Annotated in this window: 24 protein-coding genes; 10 read left to right on the top strand and 14 right to left on the bottom strand. The window is 61.2% G+C overall.

The genetic code is table 11. The features are described from left to right. Positions 1–21: 21 nt before the first annotated feature. The 6 genes from AB1E34_RS02815 to AB1E34_RS02790 all read left to right on the top strand — a co-directional run bounded on the left by AB1E34_RS02815 (position 22) and on the right by AB1E34_RS02790 (position 6,256). Positions 22–1,431, top strand: a complete 1,410-nt coding sequence (locus AB1E34_RS02815) for a 1-acyl-sn-glycerol-3-phosphate acyltransferase (RefSeq protein WP_372570824.1) — start codon at positions 22–24, stop codon at positions 1,429–1,431. A gap of 107 nt (positions 1,432–1,538) precedes the next feature. After that, positions 1,539–2,825: a crotonyl-CoA carboxylase/reductase gene (gene ccrA, locus AB1E34_RS02810; protein ID WP_372570823.1), complete on the top strand. Its 1,287-nt coding sequence runs from the start codon at positions 1,539–1,541 to the stop codon at positions 2,823–2,825. A 214-nt stretch (positions 2,826–3,039) separates the two neighbouring features. Beyond that, positions 3,040–3,249: a hypothetical protein gene (locus AB1E34_RS02805; RefSeq protein ID WP_306196609.1), complete on the top strand. Its 210-nt coding sequence runs from the start codon at positions 3,040–3,042 to the stop codon at positions 3,247–3,249. Next, positions 3,197–3,916, top strand: coding sequence for a helix-turn-helix transcriptional regulator (locus tag AB1E34_RS02800; protein WP_372570822.1), 720 nt, complete (start codon positions 3,197–3,199; stop codon positions 3,914–3,916). The genes AB1E34_RS02805 and AB1E34_RS02800 overlap by 53 nt, the downstream gene beginning before the upstream one ends. A gap of 106 nt (positions 3,917–4,022) precedes the next feature. Then, positions 4,023–4,661 (top strand): acyl-homoserine-lactone synthase, encoded by a 639-nt coding sequence (locus tag AB1E34_RS02795; RefSeq protein ID WP_372570821.1) that lies wholly within the window; start codon positions 4,023–4,025, stop codon positions 4,659–4,661. Positions 4,662–4,723: 62 nt separating this feature from the next. Then, positions 4,724–6,256: an ATP-dependent DNA helicase gene (locus AB1E34_RS02790; RefSeq protein WP_372570820.1), complete on the top strand. Its 1,533-nt coding sequence runs from the start codon at positions 4,724–4,726 to the stop codon at positions 6,254–6,256. Between the two features lie 9 nt (positions 6,257–6,265). On the opposite strand, the gene AB1E34_RS02785 is transcribed toward AB1E34_RS02790, so the two are convergent. From AB1E34_RS02785 to AB1E34_RS02740, 10 genes are all read right to left on the bottom strand, one after another. Next, a complete protein-coding gene (locus AB1E34_RS02785; RefSeq protein ID WP_372570819.1) occupies positions 6,266–7,033 on the bottom strand; it encodes a TIGR02186 family protein in 768 nt (255 codons plus the stop codon). A gap of 2 nt (positions 7,034–7,035) precedes the next feature. Further along, on the bottom strand, positions 7,036–7,959 hold the full coding sequence (locus tag AB1E34_RS02780; RefSeq protein WP_372570818.1) for a sulfite exporter TauE/SafE family protein: 924 nt from the start codon (positions 7,957–7,959) through the stop codon (positions 7,036–7,038). 268 nt (positions 7,960–8,227) lie between these two features. Further along, complete coding sequence (locus AB1E34_RS02775) at positions 8,228–9,232, bottom strand: BMP family lipoprotein (RefSeq protein WP_372570817.1); 1,005 nt, start codon at positions 9,230–9,232, stop codon at positions 8,228–8,230. Between the two features lie 155 nt (positions 9,233–9,387). Continuing rightward, positions 9,388–9,801, bottom strand: coding sequence for a GNAT family N-acetyltransferase (locus tag AB1E34_RS02770; RefSeq protein ID WP_372570816.1), 414 nt, complete (start codon positions 9,799–9,801; stop codon positions 9,388–9,390). After that, the gene (tsaB, locus tag AB1E34_RS02765; protein ID WP_372570815.1) at positions 9,798–10,370 is read right to left on the bottom strand and encodes a tRNA (adenosine(37)-N6)-threonylcarbamoyltransferase complex dimerization subunit type 1 TsaB; all 573 of its coding nucleotides are present in this window, start codon (positions 10,368–10,370) and stop codon (positions 9,798–9,800) included. The genes AB1E34_RS02770 and tsaB overlap by 4 nt, the downstream gene beginning before the upstream one ends. Before the next feature lie 7 nt (positions 10,371–10,377). Continuing rightward, positions 10,378–10,824 (bottom strand): GFA family protein, encoded by a 447-nt coding sequence (locus AB1E34_RS02760; protein ID WP_372570814.1) that lies wholly within the window; start codon positions 10,822–10,824, stop codon positions 10,378–10,380. Next, complete coding sequence (locus AB1E34_RS02755) at positions 10,814–11,377, bottom strand: NifU family protein (protein ID WP_372570813.1); 564 nt, start codon at positions 11,375–11,377, stop codon at positions 10,814–10,816. The genes AB1E34_RS02760 and AB1E34_RS02755 overlap by 11 nt, the downstream gene beginning before the upstream one ends. A gap of 133 nt (positions 11,378–11,510) precedes the next feature. Next, entirely contained in the window at positions 11,511–11,966 is a 456-nt protein-coding gene (locus tag AB1E34_RS02750) for a universal stress protein (RefSeq protein ID WP_372570812.1), read from the bottom strand. A gap of 80 nt (positions 11,967–12,046) precedes the next feature. Continuing rightward, positions 12,047–12,910, bottom strand: coding sequence for a branched-chain amino acid aminotransferase (locus AB1E34_RS02745; protein WP_372570811.1), 864 nt, complete (start codon positions 12,908–12,910; stop codon positions 12,047–12,049). A gap of 72 nt (positions 12,911–12,982) precedes the next feature. Continuing rightward, positions 12,983–13,441 (bottom strand): Lrp/AsnC family transcriptional regulator, encoded by a 459-nt coding sequence (locus tag AB1E34_RS02740; RefSeq protein ID WP_372570810.1) that lies wholly within the window; start codon positions 13,439–13,441, stop codon positions 12,983–12,985. Between the two features lie 126 nt (positions 13,442–13,567). On the opposite strand from AB1E34_RS02740, the gene AB1E34_RS02735 reads away from it, so the two are divergent. Further along, the gene (locus AB1E34_RS02735; protein WP_372570809.1) at positions 13,568–14,617 is read left to right on the top strand and encodes a Glu/Leu/Phe/Val family dehydrogenase; all 1,050 of its coding nucleotides are present in this window, start codon (positions 13,568–13,570) and stop codon (positions 14,615–14,617) included. A 43-nt stretch (positions 14,618–14,660) separates the two neighbouring features. On the opposite strand, the gene trpS is transcribed toward AB1E34_RS02735, so the two are convergent. Beyond that, positions 14,661–15,689: a tryptophan--tRNA ligase gene (gene trpS, locus AB1E34_RS02730; protein ID WP_372570808.1), complete on the bottom strand. Its 1,029-nt coding sequence runs from the start codon at positions 15,687–15,689 to the stop codon at positions 14,661–14,663. 87 nt (positions 15,690–15,776) lie between these two features. On the opposite strand from trpS, the gene AB1E34_RS02725 reads away from it, so the two are divergent. Further along, complete coding sequence (locus AB1E34_RS02725) at positions 15,777–16,463, top strand: rhomboid family intramembrane serine protease (RefSeq protein ID WP_372570807.1); 687 nt, start codon at positions 15,777–15,779, stop codon at positions 16,461–16,463. A gap of 4 nt (positions 16,464–16,467) precedes the next feature. On the opposite strand, the gene murJ is transcribed toward AB1E34_RS02725, so the two are convergent. The 3 genes from murJ to AB1E34_RS02710 are packed head-to-tail and all read right to left on the bottom strand — an operon-like array spanning position 16,468 to position 21,966. Then, a complete protein-coding gene (gene murJ / locus AB1E34_RS02720) occupies positions 16,468–18,009 on the bottom strand; it encodes a murein biosynthesis integral membrane protein MurJ (RefSeq protein ID WP_372570806.1) in 1,542 nt (513 codons plus the stop codon). Beyond that, on the bottom strand, positions 18,006–20,834 hold the full coding sequence (locus tag AB1E34_RS02715) for a [protein-PII] uridylyltransferase (protein WP_372570805.1): 2,829 nt from the start codon (positions 20,832–20,834) through the stop codon (positions 18,006–18,008). Before AB1E34_RS02715 ends, murJ begins: the two co-directional genes overlap by 4 nt. Further along, positions 20,794–21,966 carry a penicillin-binding protein activator gene (locus tag AB1E34_RS02710; protein WP_372570804.1) on the bottom strand — a complete coding sequence of 391 codons (1,173 nt, stop codon included), beginning with the start codon at positions 21,964–21,966 and terminating at the stop codon, positions 20,794–20,796. Before AB1E34_RS02710 ends, AB1E34_RS02715 begins: the two co-directional genes overlap by 41 nt. A gap of 86 nt (positions 21,967–22,052) precedes the next feature. Here AB1E34_RS02710 and rsmI point away from each other — a divergent pair, with 86 nt between their 5' ends. Continuing rightward, positions 22,053–22,907 (top strand): 16S rRNA (cytidine(1402)-2'-O)-methyltransferase, encoded by an 855-nt coding sequence (gene rsmI / locus AB1E34_RS02705; protein ID WP_372570803.1) that lies wholly within the window; start codon positions 22,053–22,055, stop codon positions 22,905–22,907. After that, a complete protein-coding gene (locus AB1E34_RS02700; RefSeq protein WP_372570802.1) occupies positions 22,894–23,280 on the top strand; it encodes a YraN family protein in 387 nt (128 codons plus the stop codon). The genes rsmI and AB1E34_RS02700 overlap by 14 nt, the downstream gene beginning before the upstream one ends. Positions 23,281–23,290: the final 10 nt, after the last annotated feature.

Here is a 23,290-nt window from a genome sequence, read left to right as displayed (position 1 = left end):
GTTTGGTGGCAGTTTGGCGACATGACTGAGACGATAGAGATGCCGCTCTGGCTGTTGCTGCTGATTCTGGGCTTCGCCATTGTGGCCGCTCTGGACAAGGTCATGTTGCCATCGGTCAGGTGGTTCTTTCGTCGTCGACTCGAACGGGCCGTGGCGCGGCTGAACCAGCAGCTTACGCGCCCGATACAGCCTTTCAAGCTGATGCGGCGGCACGACATGATGCAACGCATCATATATGATCCAGAAGTCGGGCGCGCGGTGCAGGCCCACGCGCATGAGCATGGCATCCCCGAGGCCGTTGCATCGGAAACCGCGCGGAAGTATGCCCGCGAAATTGTTCCGTCTTTTTCGGCCTTCGCCTATTTCTCCTTCGCGATTCGTGCAGCGCGGTTGATCAGCAACGCGCTGTTCCGGGTCCGTCTGTCCTATGCAGATGCCGATGCGCTGCGCGCCATCCCAGAAGACACCACAGTTGTCTTCGTGATGAACCACCGCAGCAATATGGATTATGTGCTGGTGACTTATCTGGCTGCGGATCAGTCCGCGCTGTCTTATGCGGTGGGCGAGTGGGCGCGGGTCTGGCCGCTGAGCCGTCTGATCCGCGCCATGGGGGCCTATTTCATCCGGCGCAAGTCGCGCAGTGACCTCTATCGCAATGTATTGTCCTGTTATGTGCGTCATGCGACCGAGGCGGGCGTGACCCAGGCGATCTTTCCCGAAGGCGGGTTGAGCCTGACCGGCGGAATGGGCCCGCCCAAGCTGGGTCTTCTGAAATACATGATCGACGCCGCAGAAGAGAGCGGCCGGGACGTGGTCTTTGTGCCGGTTGCGATCAACTATGACCGAGTGCTGGAAGATACCATCCTGACCGCTGCCGCCAGCCGCAAGGAGCGGCGCTTTCGGGCGCGGATCGGAGTGGTCTTTGCCTGGGTTCTGAAACAGATCTGGCAGCGCATTCTGGGCCGGTTCCGCCGCTTTGGATTTGCGGCGGTGAGTTTTGGAGAGCCGGTCTCGCTGGGCAGCTTCAAGGCCAAGTTGGATCGTGACCTGACAATTCCGCTCGCCCGAGACCTGTCGCGCCGGATCGGGGCGCTGGTGCCAGTGCTGCCGGTTCCTCTCGCCGCATGGCTATTGCAAAAAAATGGCGAGATGACCCTTGAGGATGTGGTGGCCGAATTCCAGCGCATCGTTCCGGCCCTCGCAGGCGGGCGGGCTATTCTGCCGGACGAAGATATCGAGACCGAGGCCAAGGACGCGCTGCAGCAATTGGTGGATCGTCGGATGTTGAAACGCGATGGCGGGCGCTATCGCGTGTCAGGTGATCGCGTTGATCTTCTGGCCTATTACGCCCGTTCGGTGGCGGATCGTCTGGAGGTGAGGTCGCCCGATTCTGCAAGTGCAGAAGAGAATGCTGCATCTGCGGGGTCATAAAATTACAAATTGCGATCAAAATAGGTTGCAATGTTGCGTGTCCCTGCATATCCCTTGCTGAACACCGCGATTCTGCATTGCGGCAAAGGCGAACAAAGGAGGCCAGCATGGCTTTGGACACAAACAACGGCTCGGCGGCCTACGAAGCGCCGGAAAAAGACCTGTATGAAATGGGGGAAATCCCTCCGATGGGGTATGTCCCCAAGCAGATGTACTCCTGGGCGATCCGTAAGGAACGGCATGGTGAGCCCAACACTGCAATGCAGCAGGAAGTGGTCGACGTGCCCGAACTGGGCAGCCATGACGTGCTGGTCCTGGTTATGGCGGCAGGCGTCAACTACAACGGTGTCTGGGCCGCGCTGGGTCAACCGATCAGCCCGTTTGACGGCCACGGTGAACCCTATCACATCGCGGGGTCCGATGCCTCGGGTATTGTCTGGGCCGTGGGCGACCGGGTGAAGAACTGGAAGGTTGGTGATGAGGTCGTCATCCATTGTAACCAGGATGATGGCGATGACGAAGAATGCAACGGCGGCGATCCGATGTTCTCGCCCAGCCAGCGCATCTGGGGATATGAGACCCCCGACGGCTCCTTCGCCCAGTTCACGCGCGTGCAAGCCCAGCAACTGATGCCCCGCCCCAAGCACCTGAGCTGGGAAGAGGCGGCGTGCTACACGCTGACGCTGGCCACCGCCTATCGTATGCTGTTTGGCCACCACCCCCATGACCTGAAGCCGGGCCAGAACGTTCTGGTCTGGGGCGCGTCGGGTGGTCTGGGTTCATATGCGATCCAACTGATCAACACTGCCGGTGCAAATGCCATCGGCGTGATCTCGGACGAAGACAAGCGCGACTTTGTGATGGGGCTGGGTGCCAAGGGCGTGCTGAACCGCAAGGATTTCAACTGCTGGGGCCAGTTGCCGAAGGTTGGCAGCCCCGAATATGCGACCTGGTTCAAAGAGGCGCGCAAATTCGGTAAGGCGATCTGGGACATCACCGGCAAGGGCAACAATGTCGACATGGTGTTCGAACATCCCGGCGAGGCGACCTTCCCAGTGTCCAGCTTTGTCTGCAAAAAGGGCGGCATGGTCGTGATCTGCGCCGGCACCACCGGTTTCAACCTGACCTTTGACGTCCGCTATGTCTGGATGCACCAGAAGCGCCTGCAGGGCTCGCATTTCGCCCATCTCAAGCAGGCGGCAGCGGCCAACAAGCTGATGCTGGAGCGACGCCTTGACCCCTGCATGTCCGAGGTCTTCACTTGGGCGGATCTGCCCGAGGCGCATATGAAGATGATGCGCAACGAGCATAAGCCCGGCAACATGTCGGTCCTGGTTCAAGCGCCCAAGACGGGGCTGCGGACCTTGGAGGAAGTTCTGGAGGTCGGCCGTTAACCGGACACGAGGGCAATCGCCGCTACAAAGGTCAGCGAATCACAGGGATGATTCGCTGGCTTTTTTCGTGGAACGGGTGCGGGAATGTACTTCAATAACTTAGAAAGTTTTCCCTCGCTATTTCTGGGGAGTGGAAAGCAGCGAATTTCCTAACAAAATCCGCACATGCTATAGTTGAAATTAACACTTCGTTAACGGTTGAGGGGAGAGTGTAATGGCAAGAAACGATTGGATCCTTGATGTGCTGGCGGATCTCAAGACGTTCGCATCGGCAAACGGGCTGGAAACCCTTGCTGAGCATCTGGGGGATACTCAGTTGATCGCGGCCGTCGAGATCGCCAAGCTCGAGGACGAGCCTAAGACACGGGTAGATGTACAGGAAAGCCGATTTGAGCCCCATTTTGGAGGAGTTGGACGCCACTGACGGGCTTGATGGGCTGCAGGCCGTATCCATCGGTCTGCGCGATGCGCTGAACATAGATCACATTGTCTATCATTGGGTGGACAGCGCGGGCGAGCAATATGGATGCGGAACCTATCCGGCGGACTGGATTCAGCGTTATATCGACAAGGAATATCTGCGGGTAGACCCGGTAATTGTCGGCTGCTTTCAGCGTTTTCACCCGGTCGACTGGAAGGCCGTCGACTGGTCCGGGAAAGCGGCCAGGGGGTTCTTGGCCGATGCGCTGAACAACGGTGTCGGCAACCAAGGATATTCGATCCCGGTGCGTGGACCGAGTGGTCAATTTGCCCTGTTCACGGCCAACCACAATTGTGATGACGAAGAATGGTCGGAATTCAAGGAAACTTATGGCCACGACCTGATCCTGATCGCGCATTACTTCAATCGCAAAGCACTGGACTTCGAGGAAAACCGCAGCCCGCAACCAGTGCGCGCCCTGTCGCCACGCGAGGTGGACGCACTGACCTTTCTGGCTTTGGGATATAGCCGCGCGCAGGTCGCCCATTCTCTGTCGATCTCCGAACACACGCTGCGGGTCTATATCGAGAGCGCGCGCTTCAAGCTCGGGGCGCTCAATACAACTCACGCGATAGCGAAGGCGCTGAGTCAGGGTCTGATCGTCATGTAGTGCGCAGCGTGCTGCGGCTTATTGCGCCGCCCGCCTCGGTGACCAGATATTAACCATTCTTACGTACTCCCTTTGTTCCAGATTTCGGACGACAAGGGGAAGTCAAATGCTACGTTATCTTTATGCTGATCAATTGCATCAACATCGCGATCTGGCGCGCGCAATGTTCCAAGACCGAGCGGATCAATTCAAAACAAGGCTCGGTTGGGAGGTTTCGGTTGATGTAAACGGCGAGGAGCGGGACCAGTACGATGCGCTCAACCCGCTTTATGTCATCTGGGAGAATGCTGAAGGGGGCCATGGGGGGTCGATGCGTTTTCTGCCCACAACCGGCCCGGTCATGGTTAACGACATTTTTGGCCATTTGACCGGTGGCGCACCGATCTGCAGCCCGCTGATCTGGGAATGTACGCGATTCTGCCTGTCGCGTGATGCCGACAGCCGGGTGGCTGCCGCCCTGATGCTGGGGGGCGGAGAGATCATGACCGGCTTCGGGATCAAGCATTTTGCAGGTGTTTTTGATGCCCGAATGGTGCGCATTTATAGAGCAATCGGATCTTCGCCTGAAATCCTCGGGTCCGAGGGGGAAGGGCGCGACCGGATCTCAGTCGGGTTGTGGGAGTTCACCGAAGAGGCGCGCAACAAAGTGGCAACACGGGCCGACATCTCGCTGGACCTGTCCCGGCTCTGGTTCACGCGCGCGTTTGGGTCGGCGGGCCAGCACCGGTTCGCACAAACCGCCTGACAACGCAGTAAAGCTGCCCGCCGCGTCTGGTGATCTGCTGGGCGCGGCGATAGGGTCGCGGCATGAGCAGTGCCGCAGTTACATTTTCCGACGATCAGGCCGCCGCCTTTGACAGTGTGGCAGAGATGCTGCGCCACGCGGGCATCGATATTGATGACGAAACGCTACGCCTGTCTTCGGGCACGGAAAGCTCGGGCGTCATGGCCGTTGTGGGCAAGGCGGGGTCCGGGAAGACCCTGCTGCTGGCCGAACTCTACAAGGCGCTGGAGGCGGCCGGCGTTCATGTCGTGTCGGGCGATTTCGAAAGCCGCAAGGCGCGTGAGCGCCGCTCTTTGGCAATTCTGGCGCCGACCAACAAGGCGGCAAGCGTGCTGCGCCTGCGAGGCGTGCCCGCAACAACCATCCACCGCATCCTCTATACCCCGGTCTATGACCCGGAGTATGAGCGCGTCGCCGAATGGCTGGCGGGTAATGGCGAGCGGCCCGAGATTGAGGGGCTGAGCGACGAGGCACTGGACCGTGCCGCCGCGTTCTATGAGCGCAACAAATCCATTCCCGGCGCTCTGGCTGCGGCCGGCCTGCGTGGCTCGGATTTCATCACCGGCTGGAAGCGCCGGGATGAGCCGCTGGATATCGGTTTTGTCGATGAGGCCTCGATGCTGGACGACCGGCAGTTCGAGGATCTCAAGGAGATATTTCCGACCCTGCTGCTGTTTGGTGATCCGGCGCAGCTTGCACCTGTGAACCAGTCGGGCTCGATGGTGTTTGACGGGCTGCCGGAGCCGCGCAAGTTGAACCTGCAGCGCGTTCATCGGCAAGAGGCCGATAACCCGATCCTGGATCTGGCCCATGCGCTGGCTGATCCCGCGCTGGGGTTTCAGGATTTCGAGGACATGATCCAAGACACCGCCCGGCGCGATGATCGGGTGGTTTGGGGGGCGCGGGTCGAGGTCGACCTGATGGCACGCAGCCCGGTGCTGGTCTGGCGCAACGCCACGCGCATCCGCCTGATCAACGCCTTCCGCACGGTCCATGGCGCCCCGGAAGAGGCGCTGCTGGAAGGTGAGCCGCTGATCTGCGACGGGATCGAATTGCCGCTCAAGCATCGCAAGAAACGATTGGACCTCGAAGCGCGGGGGCTGATCAAGGGCGCGCAGGTCATCTATCTGGGGCCGGGGCGCAAACCGGGGTTTTCAAAGCTGCACGTAATCGGGGCCGAAGAGCCACAGGTAAGCGCCGCTTCGATCGTGAAGATCGAAAAACCCGACGAGGAAGAACCCTTCATTCCCTTCGCTGCGCGCATGGGGGCCACCTTTTTGCATGGCGCGGCGGTTACGATCCACAAGGCGCAAGGGTCGCAATGGAACACGGTGCAGGTCTTTGGGCCCGACATCTATACAGCGGCCCGAATGGGGCGTGTGGAGGCCGGTCAGCCCTTGTGGAAACGTCTGGCTTATGTGGCCATCACCCGGGCGCAGGATCGGCTGATCTGGGTGGTGCGCAACCGGCTGTCAAAGCCCACCCATCCGCTGCGCGTGGATGATCTGCGCCAGATCCCGGCTGCGGCTCTGACGCTGGAAGGGCAGGAGGGCTGAGATCGCCGATCAGCGGTTGCGCAAGACGGTAAAGGCGGCAGAGGCGCCCCAACCGGCGAAGATCGCGATCGCCAGCGACATCAGGCCATAGATTGCCGGTTGCTGCCGTGACAGGTTGAACAGGAAACGTTCCAGCCCGACCTTTCGCACATCGATATCGGTGACGATTTGCGACACCACCTTGCCGCCACGGGTCAGAAAGATGCGCGTCTTGTAGTCGCCTTCGATAAGGTTTGCAGGCATCGAGATCGAGGTTCGGAACAGCGTCTGCTGATCCACCGCAACCGTGTCTTCGCGCAAGGAATAAAGCCCTTCCGCTTCGCGGATGCGGATGACGGCCTGGGAAAATTGCTGTGCGTCCTGAACCTTCATATCTGCGCCCACCGACCGGATCGCCTGGGGGACCGAGACCTTATAGCGCAGATCATCTGTATGGCTGATCGCTTCGTTGAACGGCGCACTGGTGGCAACGGCATAAAAGCTGGGTGCGGAATCGACTAGAATGCTGTCCACATTGACCCAGATGCCGAATTTCTTTTCCTTGCGGCGTACCATCACCGGTTCAGACGGGCCAGAGACCGTGATCACGACTTCCAGCGGCTCTGCGTCCGGGATGGGTGCCTCGCGTTTGACCGCGCCAAAGACCAGAATGTCGGACCCATCAAAGGTCGAGGTGATGGCGACCCGATCCTGGCTCAGCCCAAGCACGATTTCTTCTTCCATGGCCAGCGCGGGAGGCGCGGCGACAAACAGCAGGGCAAACAGAGCGCGCCACATGATCAGTGCCCCCCCTCCGTGCCCAGCGAGAATAGCTCGGCCGGTTGCAGGAGAAGGTCCAGCGCCAGTTTGCCGCAGACGGCCAGAACCATCATCGCAAGCAAAACCCGCAATTGTTCGGCTTTCAGCTTGGTGCCGATCTGCGTTCCGATCTGCGCCCCGATCACGCCGCCCACAAGCAGCAGAACCGCAAGCACCACGTCAACGGTGAAGTTGGTGGTTGCATGCAGCATCGTGGTGAACGCGGTGACGAAGATGATCTGAAACAGAGAGGTGCCGACCACAACCTTGGTGGGCATCCCGAGAATATAGATCATCGCTGGCACCATGATGAAGCCGCCGCCGACCCCCATGATGGCCGACAGGATACCGACAAACACGCCAACGATCAGGGGTGGGATGGCCGATATATAGAGGCCGGATGTGCGAAAGCGCATCTTCAAGGGCAATGCGTGGACCCAACCGCGCTGGCGGCGTTTCGGCGGGGGCGCGCCATTTGCCTTGCGAGATTTGCGGATCGCGTTGAGGCTTTCGATGAACATCAGCCCGCCGACCACGCCCAGAAAGACCACGTAACAAAGCTTGACCAGCAGATCGACCTGTCCGAGGCTCTTGAGGTAGTTGAACACCACCACGCCGAGTGCCGCGCCGGTCAGGCCTCCGACCAGCAGCACGCCTCCCATCTTGAAATCGACCGTTCGCCGCCTGAAATGGGCCAGCACGCCGGAAAACGACGATGCGACGATCTGGTTGGCTTCAGTCGCAACGGCAACAGCGGGGGGAATGCCGATGAAAAACAGAAGCGGTGTCATCAGAAAGCCGCCGCCGACCCCGAACATGCCGGACAGAACCCCCACGAGGCCCCCCAGACCCAGCAGCAGGAACGCGTTGACCGAAACTTCAGCGATGGGAAGGTAAATTTGCATGTTTACTGTTAATTCACGCAGCGTCAGGAAATCAACCGTTTATGCTGCCCTGCAGCACAGACCAACGAACATTTATTTGAGTGTGTTGAGAGAGAGCAAGCGGGAAAAACGTCGGGTATAAGGTGAATTGCCTCTCGGACCTGCGCGGCGCAGGGCTGTGATCGTAATTGTGGGCTTATCGATCACTTGAAACTGGCCTTGTCGCGGCACCTTATCCGGGCCGTCAGGCAAACGGGCCAACGCCCGTTTGCCTAGAGAGTATTGCGGCTCAGAAATTCAGAACCGGGCAGCTATCGTCGCTGGTGTAGTCATGGACCTGGATTTCGCCTGAGATGATCTTGGCCTTGGCATCCTCGACCGAGGATTGCATGTCGGCATTGACCAACTCGGCATTGTTGTCGTCCATGGCATAGCCCACACCATCAGCGGACAGATCCAACACCAGTACGCCTGGTTCCATGTTTTCACCCGCCTGCATGACGTTATAGACCGCCACGTCCACGCGTTTCAGCATCGAGGTCAGAACCTTACCCGGATGCAGGTGGTTCTGGTTGCTGTCCACGCCAATCGACAGGATGCCTTCATCCGCTGCGGTCTGCAGAACACCCACGCCGGTACCGCCTGCCGCGGCATAGACCACGTCAGCGCCCTGGCTGATCTGCGCCTTGGTCAGTTCCGAGCCCTTCACCGGGTCGTTCCAGGCCGAGGGCGTCGTGCCGGTCATGTTGGCGATGATCGTCGCGTCCGGGTTGGCCGCCTTGACGCCCTGAGCATATCCGCAGGCGAATTTGCGGATCAGGGGCACATCCATGCCGCCGATGAAGCCAACGGTGCCCGATTCCGAGGCCTGCGCGGCCATCATACCGACCAGATAAGATCCTTCATGCTCGGTAAAGCCGATAACCAGAACATTCGGGTTCTTTTCCGGATCAACCCAGCCGTCGATGGTGACGAATTTGGTGTCCGGATAGTCAGGCGCCACTTCTTCCAGCACCGAAGCGATGGCGAAGCCGGTCGTCACCACAGGATTGAAACCCGCCTCGGCAAAGCGGCGAACAGCTTGCTCACGCTGGGCCTCTGTCTGGATCTCAATGTCCTTGTAGGAGCCGCCGGTATCCTTTGCCCAGCGTTCCGCGCCATTGTGAGCGGCTTCGTTGAACGATTTGTCGAACTTGCCGCCCAGATCGTAGATCAGCGCCGGTTCCGCCGAAGCGAGACCTGCGGTTAAGGCAACCGCAGCTGCCGCTCCCATCAGGGATTTCATGAGGGTCATTGGATACTCCCGTTGTTATTTTGGTTGAGGGCGCGGGTCATCCCCAGAGCCCCGGTGATCGATCAAGTGTCTATAACGCTGGCAATTAAGGCCGCGCCGGGTGCCGGGGGTCAACCGCTTTTTGCAGCGATGGGTGGTTCGGCGTCTGCTTTCCTTCACGGCAAGGCGCGCTCCAAAGCGATTGCGTCAACCCGCACGCCTGCCTCGCGCAGGTAATATCCGCGCCGCAACCCGCTCACCGCGTAGCCGCAACCTTGATAGAGCGCGATCGCGGCGGCATTATCCTCGGCCACATCCAGAAACGCGCGTTTTGCGCCCTGTTCGGTGACTTGGGATTGCCAAAGCTCCATGCATCGCCGCGCCAAACCCAGTCTCTGGAAGTCGGGATGGGTGGCGATGGTGAGCAACTCGACCTGATCGGTGATCAATGTGTAGACGGCAAAACAACGCGGGTCGCCTGCCCGATGCGTGAACCGGTTCGACAGCAGCGCCTCGAACTCATCCGCTGACCATGGCCGCGCTCCGGTGAAGGCAGCGGCATGGGTTTCTGCCATCTGCGCCGGTGTCATGCGTCCAGAATGCGCGGCGGCGGGTCGCTGGCCGGGGCCGCATCCGCAGGGCGTGCATAGACCGGGGCAGGGGGCGTCGTCGTCTCGGCACGCCGTTCGGCGGCAAGCCGGGCAATGGCGCGCACCAAATCCGCCGGATCAACCTCGGCATGCACCGGCCCGTCGATCTCGGACCGGGCAAGCAATGCGATGCCTGCCTCCGTGCGCAGATAGAGCTGGTCGCGCGGCGCGGGGATCGCGACCTGATGGGCGGGCGGCGCAGAAAGCGCGCGGGCGTCGAATCCGTCCACCCCCACCGCTGGAATATCAAGGCCCAGCGCCAGACCACGCGCGGCGGACACGGCAATACGGATGCCGGTGAAGTTGCCGGGGCCGGTGCCTACACCAATGGCGTCAAGATCGCGCCAGATGATCCCGACCTCGTTCAGAACCTCTTCCAGCAACGGCATCAAACGCTCGGCCTGCCCTTTCTTCATGGCCTCATGGCGCAGGGCCACCGCCTCACCGTCGCGCAGCAGGGTTGCCGCGCAATAGGGGCCGGACGTGTCAAAGCCAAGGATCAGGGTCACGTGTCGCTCATGTTTTTGTCGTGTTGTTCAGGGTGTCCCGGCCTGACCCCGGCGCGCGTTCAAGATCGTCGGAGATGTGCAGCCAGGGCAATCCCTTGTCGGCATGGCAATGTATCTGCGGCGGAAATGCGTCAGCCTGATCGAGCAAACCTACGGGCACATAGATCTGACCGGGCAGATAATCGAAGGTCGCGACCAAGGGCGAGCCACAACGATCACAATTCCAGCGCCGCACAGCCGGATGATGTGAGGTTCCCTCACCCAGCGCGGGCTCGGTGATCAGATCGGCGCGGTTGAAGGCCGCAAAGGCCCCCACCGGCGCGCCGGTCCAGCGGCGGCAGTCGGCGCAATGGCAATAGGCCACCGTCAGGGGCGGGTTGGACGAAGACAGCTGCATCGCGCCGCAATAGCACCGCCCGGTCACGACCGGGACGGCACCTGGATCAGACGGCAACCGGGCGCACCTCGGTCACTTCGGGGATATAGTGGCGCAGCAGGTTCTCGATGCCCATTTTCAGGGTCAGCGTCGAGGACGGGCACCCGGCGCAGGCGCCTTGCATATGCAAATAGACGACGCCGCGATCAAAGCCGTGAAAGGTGATGTCGCCACCATCCTGCGCCACGGCAGGGCGGACCCGGCTGTCGAGCAACTCCTTGATCTGGTCGACGACTTCGCCATCTTCACCGGTATGCTCAGCATGACCGGAATTGGCCGCGCCGCCCTCGTTGATGGCGGGTTGGCCTGACTGGAAATGCTCCATCACCGCGCCCAGAATGGCGGGTTTGATGTGATCCCAATCGATGTCATCGGCCTTGGTGACGGTCACGAAGTCGTTGCCCAGAAACACGCCGGTGACGCCGCTCACCGCAAAGATGCGGCTCGCCAGAGGCGATTTTTCGGCCGTATCGACCGAAGGGAAATCGGCGGTGCCAATATCCAGGACGCTCTGTCCCGGCAGAAACTTCAGCGTTGCGGGGTTCGGGGTCGATTCGGTCTGGATGAACATTTCCGGGTCTCCATGATCAGAGCAGCAGATATGCGACCGGGCAGGCCGCAAGTCAAGGTTTAGAACAATTCTAAATCGAGTGATGGCGAGGTCAAGGGCGGATGTTGCGAACCTTGACCCGGCTGAGCTGGACTCAGGTGATCGCTTCCAGCTTTTCCTTGCTCAGATCGCCGGGCACGATGGTGATCGGGATGGGCAACGATCCAGACGAGCGGCTCATCTGCGTGACAAGCGGTCCGGGGCCTTTCTTATCGGTCCCGGCCCCCAGCACCAGCACCCCGATCTCGGGGTCTTCGCTCACATGGGCGATGATCTCGGGTACGGCGTCACCTTCGCGGATCACCAGTTCAGGTTCAACGGATTGCTTGTCGCGCATCCATTTGGCGAACACTTCGTAATGGGCATGAATGCGCTCACGCGCCTCTTCTCGCATCACCTCGCCCACACCAATCCAGTGATTGAATTCATCCGGCGGGATCACCGACAGGATCGCAACGCCTCCCCCCGTATGGGCCGCGCGCATGGCCGCGAAACGCATGGCGTTCAGGCATTCGCGGCTGTCATCGAGGACGACGAGAAACTTCCGCATGAGGATGGCTCCTTTCCTTGTGGATCATGCCCCAGCAAATTGGGACTGGCAACCGGTGGTTTTGCAGGCGCCCCAAAGGGTTACCTGCTTGACGCCGCCCAGTCCCAATAAAGGTCGCGGACCCGCCGCGCAACCGGGCCGACCTGATAGCTGGTCTCATCCAGCGCGGTGACCGGGGTGACCTTGTTCATATTGCCTGACATGAAGACCTCATCCGCGTCGTGGAAGTCATCGAAGGACAAGACCGCCTCATGCACCGATACGCCATCCGCACGCAGGTTGGCGATATGGCGCGCCCGCGTGATGCCGGCCAGAAACGTGCCATTGGGCATGGGGGTAAAGACCTCGCCATCCCGGACCAGAAAGATATTGGCCGTCGCCGTCTCGGCCACATTGCCCATCGCATCCGCGACCAGCGCGTTCGAGAACCCTTTCTGTCGGGCCTCACGCAGCATCCGCGCATTGTTGGGATAAAGCGCGCCAGCCTTGGCGTTCACCACTGACGATTCCAGCACGGGACGACGAAAGCGCGTGGTGGTCAGGGTCGCGGCTGCACTTGGCGGGGCCAGAGGGATTTCCTCCAGACAGATGGCAAAGCCGGTCTTGTCCGGGGTCGGCACAATCGCCGTGCTGTCGCCGTCGATGCCCCAGTACATTGGACGGATATAGACCGCAGCATCCGGGGCGTATGCTTTCAGCCCCTCTTCGACAATTACCACCATCTCTTCTGTCGAGACGGTGGGCACCAGCATCATCGCCTCGGCGGACCGGTTGACCCGGGCGCAATGCGCGTCGAGATCGGGGCTCAGCCCGTTCACGTGACGTGCGCCGTCGAACACATTCGTTCCCAGCCACGCGCCGTGATCTGCCGCCCGCATGATCGGCACGTCGCCCTCATGCCACTGGCCGTCGAAATAGGTGCGAATATTCTTGCCCGTCGCCATCGCGTCCTCCCTGAACGGACGAAACCTAGGCAGGAATGCTGTACGCGTCCAGAGCCGTTTCGCCCATTGAGGTCAGTCAGGGGGCGGCAACTCATTGCGCTTCATGATGGTTCTGAGCGCGAAGTTGGATCGCAGGTTGCGGATGCCTGGGATCTGCATCAGCCGGTTTTCCAGAAACCGGTCGAAGGCGGCCAGATCGGCGGCCACCACGCGCAGCAGAATGTCGCGCGATCCGGTCATCAGATAACACTCCATGACCTCGTCGCAGGACAGGATAGCCCGCTCGAACGCGTCGATCGCCGATTTGTCCTGCCGGGCCAGTTCCACCGAGACAAAGATCGACACACCCAGCCCCAGCTTTCCCGGATCAACCCGCGCGCCGTAACCGGTGATGACGCCCTGTTTCTGCAACCGCTCCACCCGCCGCGCGCAGGGCGTTGGGGAAAGCCCCACAGCTTCGGCCAGATCGGTGACGGTCATCCGCCCGTCCCGTTGCAGGTGGTAAACGATTCGATGATCAATCGCGTCCATCAGGAAAGTTCCAAAATTTATCGGCTTCTTGGAGGATACCTCCAAGTTGTCTTGTCTGAATAGCTGTAATTGGTGATATTTCCTGCACGCCTTGTGAGAAAATCCTTCTGAAGACGGAGGAGAGAGATGGTTCTGACCCAGATCGACGCGCCCGGGCATGAGGGTGTCTGGCGCATAGAAGATACCAAAAGCGGCCTGTTGGGCCTGATTGCCATACACTCGACCCAGCTTGGCCCAGCGGCGGGCGGGGTGCGCATGCGGCCTTATGACAGTGTCGACGACGCGCTCGAAGACGCGCTGCGCCTGTCACAGGGCATGACCCTTAAAAACGCCGCTGCAGGCTTGCCGCTGGGGGGTGGCAAGGCGGTGATCATCGGTGATCCGACACGTGACAAGACGCCTGGCCTGTTGCAGGCCTTTGGCCGCGCGGTGGCGCGCCTTGATGGGCGCTATTGGACAGCCGAAGATATGGGCATGACCCCGTCGGACATGGCTGAGATTGCAAGCGAGACCAGATGTGTGGCCGGGCTTGAACAGGGCAGACATGCCAGCGGCGATCCTTCCCCGGTCACGGCGCGCGGCATTTTCAACGCGATCCGGGCGGTGGCCCGGCACCGGTTGGGTTCAGATGACCTGTCGGGCCGGACCGTGAGCGTGCAGGGGCTTGGCAATGTTGGCTGGAACCTGTGTGTATTCCTGCATGAGCAGGGCGCGCGGCTGGTGGTGAGCGATATCGATCCCGCGCGCACCGCGCGGGCCGAGGCCGAATTTGATGCACGAGTTGTGGTGGGCGATGCGATTTTTGATGTCGAGGCCGATATCTTCGCGCCTTGCGCCATAGGTGGCATCCTTGACGCGGATCGGATCGACCGGTTGCGGGTCAAGGCGGTCGCGGGCGGGGCGAACAATCAGCTTGCCACGGCAGAAGATGGTCACCGGCTGCACCGGCGCGGCATCCTTTATGCGCCGGATTTCGTGGCCAATGGCGGTGGCATCATCAATGTCGCGACCGAGATCCTGCGTATCGACGCACGCGAGACCTGGGTTGCCGACAAGCTCGCCGCGCTCGACGCCACGATGGATCGTATTCTGCGCGCCGCCAAGGCCCGCGACGTGAGCCCGCACCACGTTGCCGAAGCGATTGTCGCGGATGTGTTGCAGCAGGATGCGGCATGAGGGCCCAAGCCCGTTCGATCAGGCTTGGGCAGGACTCAAAGGGTCAGAGGGTAACCGGCGGCACCATCCCGATGATGTCATAGGTCTGGCGCAGGATCGGAGCGGTAATCGCGCGCGCACGTTCTGACCCGCGGGTCAGAATGCGGTCGATCTCGGTCTGTTCATTCATCAGCCGCGCCATCTCGGTTGCGATCGGGGCAAGTTTTGCGACCGCCAGATCCGCCAGCATCGGCTTGAACTCACCAAACTGCTTGCCGCCCACCTCGGCCAACACCTGATCGACGCTCTGATCGCTCAGCGCGGCATAGATATCGACCAGGTTGCGCGCTTCGGGACGGTCGTCCAGCCCTTTCGCCTCAGACGGCAGGGCATCGGGATCGGTCTTTGCCTTGCGGATCTTCTTGGCAATCGTATCGGCATCATCGGTCATGTTGATGCGGCTGGCATCCGATGGGTCGGATTTCGACATTTTCTTTGATCCGTCGCGCAGGCTCATCACCCGTGTGGCGGCGCCTTCGATCACCGGTTCGGTGACCGGAAAGAAATCGACGCCATAATCATGGTTGAACTTGATCGCGATGTCGCGGGTCAGTTCCAGATGCTGCTTCTGATCCTCACCCACCGGTACATGGGTGGCGTGATAGACAAGGATATCCGCCGCCATCAGCGCCGGATAGGCAAAGAGCCCCAGCGAGGCGTTCTGCGCGTTCTTGCCCGCCTTGTCCTTGAATTGCGTCATCCGCTGCATCCACCCCATCCGGGCGATACAGTTGAAAACCCAGGCCAGCTGCGCATGCTCGGGCACCTGGCTTTGGTTGATCAGGATAGATTTCTCTGGATCAAGGCCAGAGGCGATATAGCCCGCACAAAGCTCACGCGTGGCATGGCGCAGCTCTGCCGGGTCCTGCCAGACGGTGATCGCGTGCAGATCGACCATGCAATAGATCGTCTCGAACTCCGATCCCTGCATCCGTACCCAGTTCCGCAGCGCCCCGAGATAATTGCCCAAGTGCAGGTTGCCCGAAGGCTGCGCACCGGAAAACACGCGCGGCGTGAATGTGGTCTCGGTCATGAAAGGCGACTCCCGTCTGGAAAATTCGGCCATCGTCGCTTACCCATGAGGCCCAAGGACGTCAACAGGCGCAACAAGGACAATGAGATGAGCAGCCCCGGATACACCCCGCCCGTAAACCCGCTGCCGCCTGTGGTGGTGGCGCTGGTTCTAATCCTGATGGGGATTGAGATTCTCTTCATGGCAGGCTCCAAGGGCCTGATCGGTGGGCCCGAGGCGGTTGGCTGGCGGGTGGCAGCGATCCAGAAATATGCGTTCTCGGGCGATATCTTCGACTGGATGGCCGAAACCGGGCGCTGGCCGTTCGAGCATCTGATGCGGTTCGTGACCTATCCCTTTGTCAGCGTGACCTTCACCCAGACGATCTTTGTCTGCGTCTTCGTGCTGGCCATGGGCAAGCTGGTGGCCGAGACCTTTGGCGCAGTCGCGATGCTGCTTATCTTCGTGCTGAGCGGGATCGGCGGCGCGCTGCTTTATGCGCTACTGCTGAACGAGCCCTATCCGCTGGTGGGTGGTTTCCCACCGGTCTATGGGCTGATCGGGGCGTTCACCTACCTGCTCTGGCGCAAGCTGTCGATGGTGGGCGAGAGTCAGGCGCGGGCTTTTACGCTCATCGCGTTTCTGATGGGGGCGCAGCTTCTCTTCGGGTTGTTGTTCGGCGGCTCGCGGGACTGGGTGGCTGATCTGGCGGGTTTTGCCACCGGCTTTGGCCTGTCCTTCTTTCTGGCGCCAGGCGGCTGGGCGCGGATTCGTAACCGCATCCGCCACGACTGAGCGGTCAGTTGCGGCGCATCATCCGCCGCAATTCACCAAGGCGGAAGGCGCTCAGCATGTGCCCGGCCACGTAATAGGCGAGGCTGCCGAACAGCACCAATGCAAGCAGCGCGGGGTAGCGCCATCCGGGCACCTGAAAAACCCAGCCAAAGATCTGGTTGACGATGTAGAGTGCCACGCCCATCAGCGCCGAGGCTAGCGCGATCCGCCAGGCACGTGTGCGAAACCGGTCATCGGGCTGCGCCACCGCGCCCATGCGAAACGATCCCAGCGCCAGCAAAGCGACCATCGCCCAGCCTGCGACCGAGGCCGCGATGGCCGGGGCAATCCATCCCACAACCGGGTAGAGGCCAAAGGCAAGCACCGCGTTCACCACCATGGCCACCGCCGCGTAGCGAAACGGCGTCTTGGTGTCCTCGCGCGCGAAATACAGCGGTTGCAGCAGTTTCTGCAGCACGAAAGCGGGCAGGCCCAGACCATAGATCGCCACTGCCAGTGCCATGGCTGCGCTGTCTTCGGCTCCGGTCGCGCCGCGTTCAAAGAGAACCGAGATCAGTGGCAGCGGCACGGTGACCAGGGCCACCGCAGCAGGCAGCGACAGCATCAGCGTGAACTCTCCGGCGCGGGAATAGGCATTGCGTGCGCCGGTTTCATCGCCCGCGCGTAGCTTGCGTGACAGGTCCGGCAGCAGCACCACGCCGACGGCAATGCCCACCACGCCCAGCGGCAATTGATAAAACCGGTCCGCCGCGAACAGCCAGCTGACCGCGCTTTCGGTTTGTGAGGCGACCAGTTGTCCCACCACCAGATTGATCTGGGTAACCCCCATCGCCAGCGCCGCGGGAACGGCAACAGCCACCATATGGCGCATCTCGGGCGTCAGCCGGGGCAGTCCGGGCCGGATGCGGATACCCGCCTGCTCGGTCGCGCCCCAGACCAGCGCCAGTTGTGCCACGCCTGCGATCGGGATCACCCAGATCAGCCAGGTGATGACATCACCGTCACTCAGCGCGCCGATCAGCATGGCACTGCAGGCCAGAATATTCAGCAGGACCGGCGCGGCAGCAGCGGCGGCAAAGCGCCCGGTGGCGTTCAACACGCCGGAAAACAGCGCCGCCAGCGCCATGAACAGGATGTAGGGAAAGACCACATGACCATAGCCAACCGCCAGATCAAACCGCGCATCCCCGGCAAAGCCGCCTGCGGTCGCCCAGACCAGCGCAGGCATGAAGACCATGCCAAGCCCCACCAGCGCCAGCACCGCCAGACCAAGCAGGTTGAAGGCCTGATTGGCAAAGCCGCGCGCGTCCTCGCCCCCTTCGAGGCGTTTGGAAAACATCGGCACAAAGGCCGCGTTGAACGCGCCTTCGGCAAAGAAGCGGCGGAACATGTTGGGCAGGCGGAACGCGGCGACAAAGGCATCCATCACCGGGCCGGGGCCGATATAGGCGGTGATCAGGATCTCGCGGACAAAGCCGAGGATGCGGCTGGCCAGAGTCCAGAATCCAACGGTGAAAAACCCCGAGAGCAGCCGGATCTGCTTCATGAATCGGCGCGCTCCGCACCATCGGTAATGGCCTGGCGCAATCGGCTTTCCAGCGCGTGCTGCTTGCCTTCGGAATAGTATTTCAGACCGAACATATCCTTCACATAGAAGGTGTCGACCACCTGCTCGCCATAGGTCGCGATGACCGCATTGGCGACATAAACATTCGAGGCGGCCAGCGCGCGGGCCAGATCATAGAGCAGGCCGGGGCGGTCGCGTGTATCGACCTCGATGATCGTGTAGATTTCCGAGCCGTCATTGTCGAAGGTGATATGGGTCGGGACGTTGAACGCCCGTTCCCGCTTCTTGATTTTGTCGCGCGATTTGAAGGCATCGCTGGCGACCACCTCACCCTTAAGGGTCTTTTGGATCATCTGCGTCAGGCGCGGCAGGCGGGCAGCCTCATAGGGGTGACCTTCGGCATCCTGTATCCAGAACGCGTCCGTCACATAGCCGTCCTTGGTGGTGTAGCTGCGGGCATCGACCACGTTTGCGCCGACCAGTGCCAGCGCGCCTGCAACGCGGGCGAAGATGCCCGGATGATCCGCCATTGCAAAACAGGCGCGGGTGGCATCGCGATCTTCATCCGGGTCCAGCCGGATTTCCATCGCGCCGGCATCGCCGCTCTCCTCCAGCGCGCGCAGCATCTCGGCGAATTTCACATGGGCCGACAGGTTCAGACCCTGCCAATAGGGGTCATAATGGCGCCCGGTTTCCGTCTTGAGGTCTGCTTTCGACCAATTGTCCAACGCGGCCCGCAGCGCCTTTTTGGCACCGGCCCCGCGATTGGCACGGTTCAGGTCCTCCATCCCGGTTTCCAGCGCCCGCTTGGTTTCCGCATGCAGGGCGCGCAGCAGGGTGGCTTTCCAGTTATTCCAGGTATTGGGGCCAACACCACGAATATCACAAACCGTCAGCACCGTCAGCAGGTCCAGCCGCTTGACCGTTTTCACCGCCTTGGCGAAATCGCGCACGGTGCGCGGGTCCGAAATGTCGCGTTTCTGCGCCATGTCCGACATCAGCAGGTGATAGCGCACCAGCCATTCCACCGTCTCGCAGTCCGCCTTGCTCAACCCCAGACGCGGCGCGACCTTGCGCGCGATCTGAGCGCCGAGGATCGAATGATCCTGCTCGCGCCCCTTGCCGATATCATGCAGCAGCAGCGCCACATAGATGACCTTGCGATCGATCCCCGCCTCAAGAATGCCCGAGGCCAGCGGTAGCGATTCGACCAGTTCGCCACGCTCGATCTGGGCGAGGTTGATGATGCACTGGATGATATGCTCATCCACCGTATAGCTGTGATACATGTTGAACTGCATCATCGCGACGATGGGTTCGAACTCGGGGATGAAGGCAGACAATACGCCCAACTCGTTCATCCGACGCAGCGCGCGTTCGGGGTTGCCGTGTTTCAGCAACAGATCAAGGAAAATGCGCCGCGCCTCGCGGTTGTTGCGCATATCATCATCGATCAGGTCCAGATTGGCTGTGACCAGCCGCATCGCATCCGGATGGATCAGCATCCCGGTACGCAGACCCTCTTCGAACAGGCGCAGCAGGTTCACCTTGTCGGCCAGAAAGGCCTCGGGGTCCTCGATATCCAACCGGTTATGGACCACCTTGTAGCCCGCCTTTACCCGGCGCTTGCGACGGAAAATCCGCTCCAGCAGCGGGCCGCTTTTCTTGTGGGCGGCTTCCAGCTTGGTCAGGAATATCCGGGTCAACTCGCCCACTGCGGTCGCTTCGCGGAAGTAACGCTGCATGAACACCTCGACCGCCCGCCGCCCGGCGCGGTCGGTATAGCCCATGCGATCGGCCACTTCGACTTGCAGGTCGAAGCTCAACTGTTCAGTGGCGCGTCCGGTGACCAGATGCAGATGTGACCGCACCGCCCAGAGGAACTCTTCGGCCTGAACGAATGTCTCGAATTCCTCGGCTTCGAACAGGCCCAGCCCGACCAGTTCGGCCACGTCTTGAACGCCGTAGATATACTTGGCGATCCAGTAGAGCGATTGCAGGTCGCGCAGCCCGCCTTTGCCTTCTTTGACATTGGGCTCGACCATATAACGCTGGCCCTGCTTGCGGTGGCGCTTTTCGCGTTCTTCCAGCTTGGCTTCGATGAATTCGCGCCCGGTCCGGTCGGACATTTCCGCCTTCAGGGTCTCGACCAGTTCCTCGGCCAGCGGCGCATGCCCGGCGAGAAAACGTTGCTCCAGCATGGCGGTGCGGATCGTCTGATCCTCCTGGCCCATGCGCACACAATCCCGGATGGTGCGCGAGGAATGCCCGACCTTCAGCCGCAAATCCCACAGGATATAGAGCATGGATTCGATCACGCTCTCGGCCCAGGCGGTGATCTTGTAGGGCGTCAGAAACAGCAGATCGACATCGGAAAAGGGGGCCATCTCGCCACGTCCATAGCCGCCTACGGCCACCACGGCGATGCGCTCGGACCGGGTCGGGTTCGCCAGCGGGTGCAGGATCTCGCTGGCCACATAAAGTGCGGTGCGCACCATGCCATCGGTCAGATAGGTGTAGGACCGGGTCAGCGGGCGCGCGGCAAAGGGCTGCTCGGCAAAAGCCGTGGCAATTGCGTTGCGCCCCGCCTTTTGAGTGTCACGCAGGATCGCCACCACCTCGCTGCGCAGCGCGGCATTGTCCGCGCCCTCGGCAGCAAGCGCCTCGATCTGACCCATAATCTGGGCGGGGTCAAAAATCCGATCCGGTGGGCAGATCAGATCGCCGGCCAGATCAGGCGTTATGCGCTGGATTTTTTCTGGATCAGAATCCGGCACCGGAGAATGTTTGTGGAGCAGGGTCAATCACAACCACCTGTTTGTTCTGGATCGTGGCCACTGCCAATCCCCGTTGGTTCGTGCCATTCGGCAACAGGCGGAATATACCGCCGACGCCCTGGAAACCAGCCCCTTGTGTCAGCGCCGCGCCGGTCAGGGCGTTGGACTTACCCGATCCGACCAAGGCCCCGATTGCCGCGATACCGTCATAGGCCAATCCGCTGATCGGATGCGGGGCGCTGCCATAGGTGGATTGATAGCGCGCGCGATAATTCTGGCTTTTGCTCGGATCAGGGAGCGCGAACCAACCGCCCTGAACGCCGGGCAGTGCCAGCGTCTGCGCCGGGATGTCCCAGCGGGTCAGACCGATGAACTGCGTGGTGGCGTTGGACACACCCGCTTCGGGCAGCAGTTGCGTAAAGAGCGGCAATGCGCCCGCCGTGGTCGAGGTCAGAAACACCGAGGCGTCGCCTGCGCTGTCCACCGCCGCTTTCACCTGCGGAACCGCGTTGATCACACCTTGCTGTGACCGGTCATACGGGACCGAGCCGGCCAGCGTGGCACCGCTTTTGCGAATGCCGTTCTCGATGGCGGCTTTGCCGAGCTGGCCGCCCTCGTCATTGCTGTAGACCACAACCATCCGGCCTTTGCCCTGACGGGCCGCATAGCTGGTCAGTCGGACGGCCGAATTCTCGAAGGTGGAGCCAAGCACAAAGACATTGCCGCCCGCGATATTGGTGTTGTTCGAGAAGGACAGAACGTTGATGTTTTTGTTCAGAACCGAAAGCCCGGCGGCATTCACCGCTTGCGAATAAACCGGTCCGATGATGATTTTGGCCCCCTCATCAACCGCCTGTGTCGCGACTGCCGAGGCGGTTCCGGCATTGCCTGCCGTGTCATAGACGCGCAGGTCGATCTGCACGTTCTGCAGATCCGCCATCGCCAGACGCGCGGCATTCTCAAGGCTCTGCGCCATCGAGGCGTCGCCGGCGCGGGCTGAGCCCTTGGGCACCAGCAGCGCGACCGGCACCGGTTTCGAGGTGTTGATGCTGGGGCCTCCGCTCGTTGCGGGCAGGTCGCATGCGGCCAGAAATCCGGCAGTTGTCAGCGCAAGCGCCGTTTTGGCAAATTTGCGGGTGGGCTTGAAAAACGCAAACATCTAAATGAAAACTCCCTGATCCTGCATCCGGGCGGCCGCCTGCGGACAGGCCGCGATAATAAACGTCATGAAAGGCGGGTCCAGCTTTGAATTTCCAGAAACTCCGATTGTCCCCCGGCCTTTACTTTATTGCCACGCCTATCGGGACGGCCCGCGACATCACGCTGCGCGCGCTGGATGTGCTGGCCTCTGCCGAGGTGATCGCCGCCGAGGATACACGCAGTTTGCGCCACCTGATGGATATTCATGGCGTGCCGCTCGAAGGACGGCGGATTGTGGCCTATCACGACCATAGCGGCGCGGGCACGCGCGCGCGGCTGCTGGAGGCACTTTCGGATGGAAAATCCGTGGCTTATGCCTCTGAGGCGGGTATGCCGCTGATTGCCGATCCCGGCTATGATCTGAGCCGGGCGGCGGCAGAGGCCGGGCATAATGTGACCGTGGCGCCCGGTCCTTCGGCGGTTCTGGCGGCGTTGACGCTGGCCGGATTGCCGACGGATGCGTTCTTTTTTGCAGGGTTTCTACCCAATGCGACCAAGGCCCGCCGCACCCGCCTGGAAGAGCTGCGCGATGTGCCGGGCACGCTGGCCTTTTACGAATCGCCCAAACGGGTCGCCGATAGTCTGGCGGACATGGCGGCGGTGCTGGGCGACCGGCAGGCGGCGCTGTGCCGCGAGCTTACCAAGAAATTCGAAGAGGTCAGGCGCGGGACATTGTCCGAGCTTGCCGCCGCGCTCAAGGCGCAGGGCGTGAAGGGTGAAATCGTGCTGCTGGTCGACCGCGCCCGGCAGGTTGCCGCCAGCGAGGAGGATGTCGAAAACGCTTTGTTAACGGCGCTCGAGTCACATTCGGTCAAGGATGCGGCGGAATTGGTGGCACGGATGTATTCGCTGCCACGCCGCCCGCTTTACCAAAGGGCGCTGAAACTTGGTAAAACATGACAGGTCGGATCGGGTCCGGCGCGGCTATCTGAACCATCGCACCGGAGAGGCCGCCGAGGATCGCATTGCCTCGGCCTATGGTGAACAGGGTTTCGCGGTGATCCATCGCCGCTGGCGCGGCGCGGCGGGTGAGATTGATCTGATCCTGCGCGGCCCCGATGGGCTGATCTTTGCAGAGGTCAAGCAAAGCCGCGATTTCGCCCATGCCGCAGCCTCATTAGGCCCAAAGCAGATGCAGCGGATCTATTCTGCAGCGGAGGAGTTTCTGGCAACCGAACCCTCCGGCCAGAATAGCGAGGCGCGTTTTGATGTGGCGCTTGTGGACACAATGGGCAGGTTTCAAATTATCGAGAACGCCTTTGGTCAGGTGTGATCCCCATTGA

The organism is Ruegeria jejuensis (genome assembly GCF_041537905.1).
Classification (GTDB): domain Bacteria; phylum Pseudomonadota; class Alphaproteobacteria; order Rhodobacterales; family Rhodobacteraceae; genus Ruegeria_C.
Note: the sequence above shows the minus strand (reverse complement) of the source record. Positions and strands in the feature narration are given on the sequence as shown.

Bases quoted from the DNA above. Each gene is read 5' to 3' on its own strand.
- AB1E34_RS02815 (WP_372570824.1), top strand. From the start codon at position 22: ATGACTGAGACGATAGAGATGCCGCTCTGGCTGTTGCTGCTGATTCTG.
- ccrA (WP_372570823.1), top strand. From the start codon at position 1,539: ATGGCTTTGGACACAAACAACGGCTCGGCGGCCTACGAAGCGCCGGAA.
- AB1E34_RS02805 (WP_306196609.1), top strand. From the start codon at position 3,040: ATGGCAAGAAACGATTGGATCCTTGATGTGCTGGCGGATCTCAAGACG.
- AB1E34_RS02800 (WP_372570822.1), top strand. From the start codon at position 3,197: ATGTACAGGAAAGCCGATTTGAGCCCCATTTTGGAGGAGTTGGACGCC.
- AB1E34_RS02795 (WP_372570821.1), top strand. From the start codon at position 4,023: ATGCTACGTTATCTTTATGCTGATCAATTGCATCAACATCGCGATCTG.
- AB1E34_RS02790 (WP_372570820.1), top strand. From the start codon at position 4,724: ATGAGCAGTGCCGCAGTTACATTTTCCGACGATCAGGCCGCCGCCTTT.
- AB1E34_RS02785 (WP_372570819.1), bottom strand. From the start codon at position 7,033: ATGTGGCGCGCTCTGTTTGCCCTGCTGTTTGTCGCCGCGCCTCCCGCG.
- AB1E34_RS02780 (WP_372570818.1), bottom strand. From the start codon at position 7,959: ATGCAAATTTACCTTCCCATCGCTGAAGTTTCGGTCAACGCGTTCCTG.
- AB1E34_RS02775 (WP_372570817.1), bottom strand. From the start codon at position 9,232: ATGACCCTCATGAAATCCCTGATGGGAGCGGCAGCTGCGGTTGCCTTA.
- AB1E34_RS02770 (WP_372570816.1), bottom strand. From the start codon at position 9,801: ATGACACCGGCGCAGATGGCAGAAACCCATGCCGCTGCCTTCACCGGA.
- AB1E34_RS02755 (WP_372570813.1), bottom strand. From the start codon at position 11,377: ATGTTCATCCAGACCGAATCGACCCCGAACCCCGCAACGCTGAAGTTT.
- AB1E34_RS02750 (WP_372570812.1), bottom strand. From the start codon at position 11,966: ATGCGGAAGTTTCTCGTCGTCCTCGATGACAGCCGCGAATGCCTGAAC.
- AB1E34_RS02745 (WP_372570811.1), bottom strand. From the start codon at position 12,910: ATGGCGACGGGCAAGAATATTCGCACCTATTTCGACGGCCAGTGGCAT.
- AB1E34_RS02740 (WP_372570810.1), bottom strand. From the start codon at position 13,441: ATGGACGCGATTGATCATCGAATCGTTTACCACCTGCAACGGGACGGG.
- AB1E34_RS02735 (WP_372570809.1), top strand. From the start codon at position 13,568: ATGGTTCTGACCCAGATCGACGCGCCCGGGCATGAGGGTGTCTGGCGC.
- trpS (WP_372570808.1), bottom strand. From the start codon at position 15,689: ATGACCGAGACCACATTCACGCCGCGCGTGTTTTCCGGTGCGCAGCCT.
- AB1E34_RS02725 (WP_372570807.1), top strand. From the start codon at position 15,777: ATGAGCAGCCCCGGATACACCCCGCCCGTAAACCCGCTGCCGCCTGTG.
- murJ (WP_372570806.1), bottom strand. From the start codon at position 18,009: ATGAAGCAGATCCGGCTGCTCTCGGGGTTTTTCACCGTTGGATTCTGG.
- AB1E34_RS02710 (WP_372570804.1), bottom strand. From the start codon at position 21,966: ATGTTTGCGTTTTTCAAGCCCACCCGCAAATTTGCCAAAACGGCGCTT.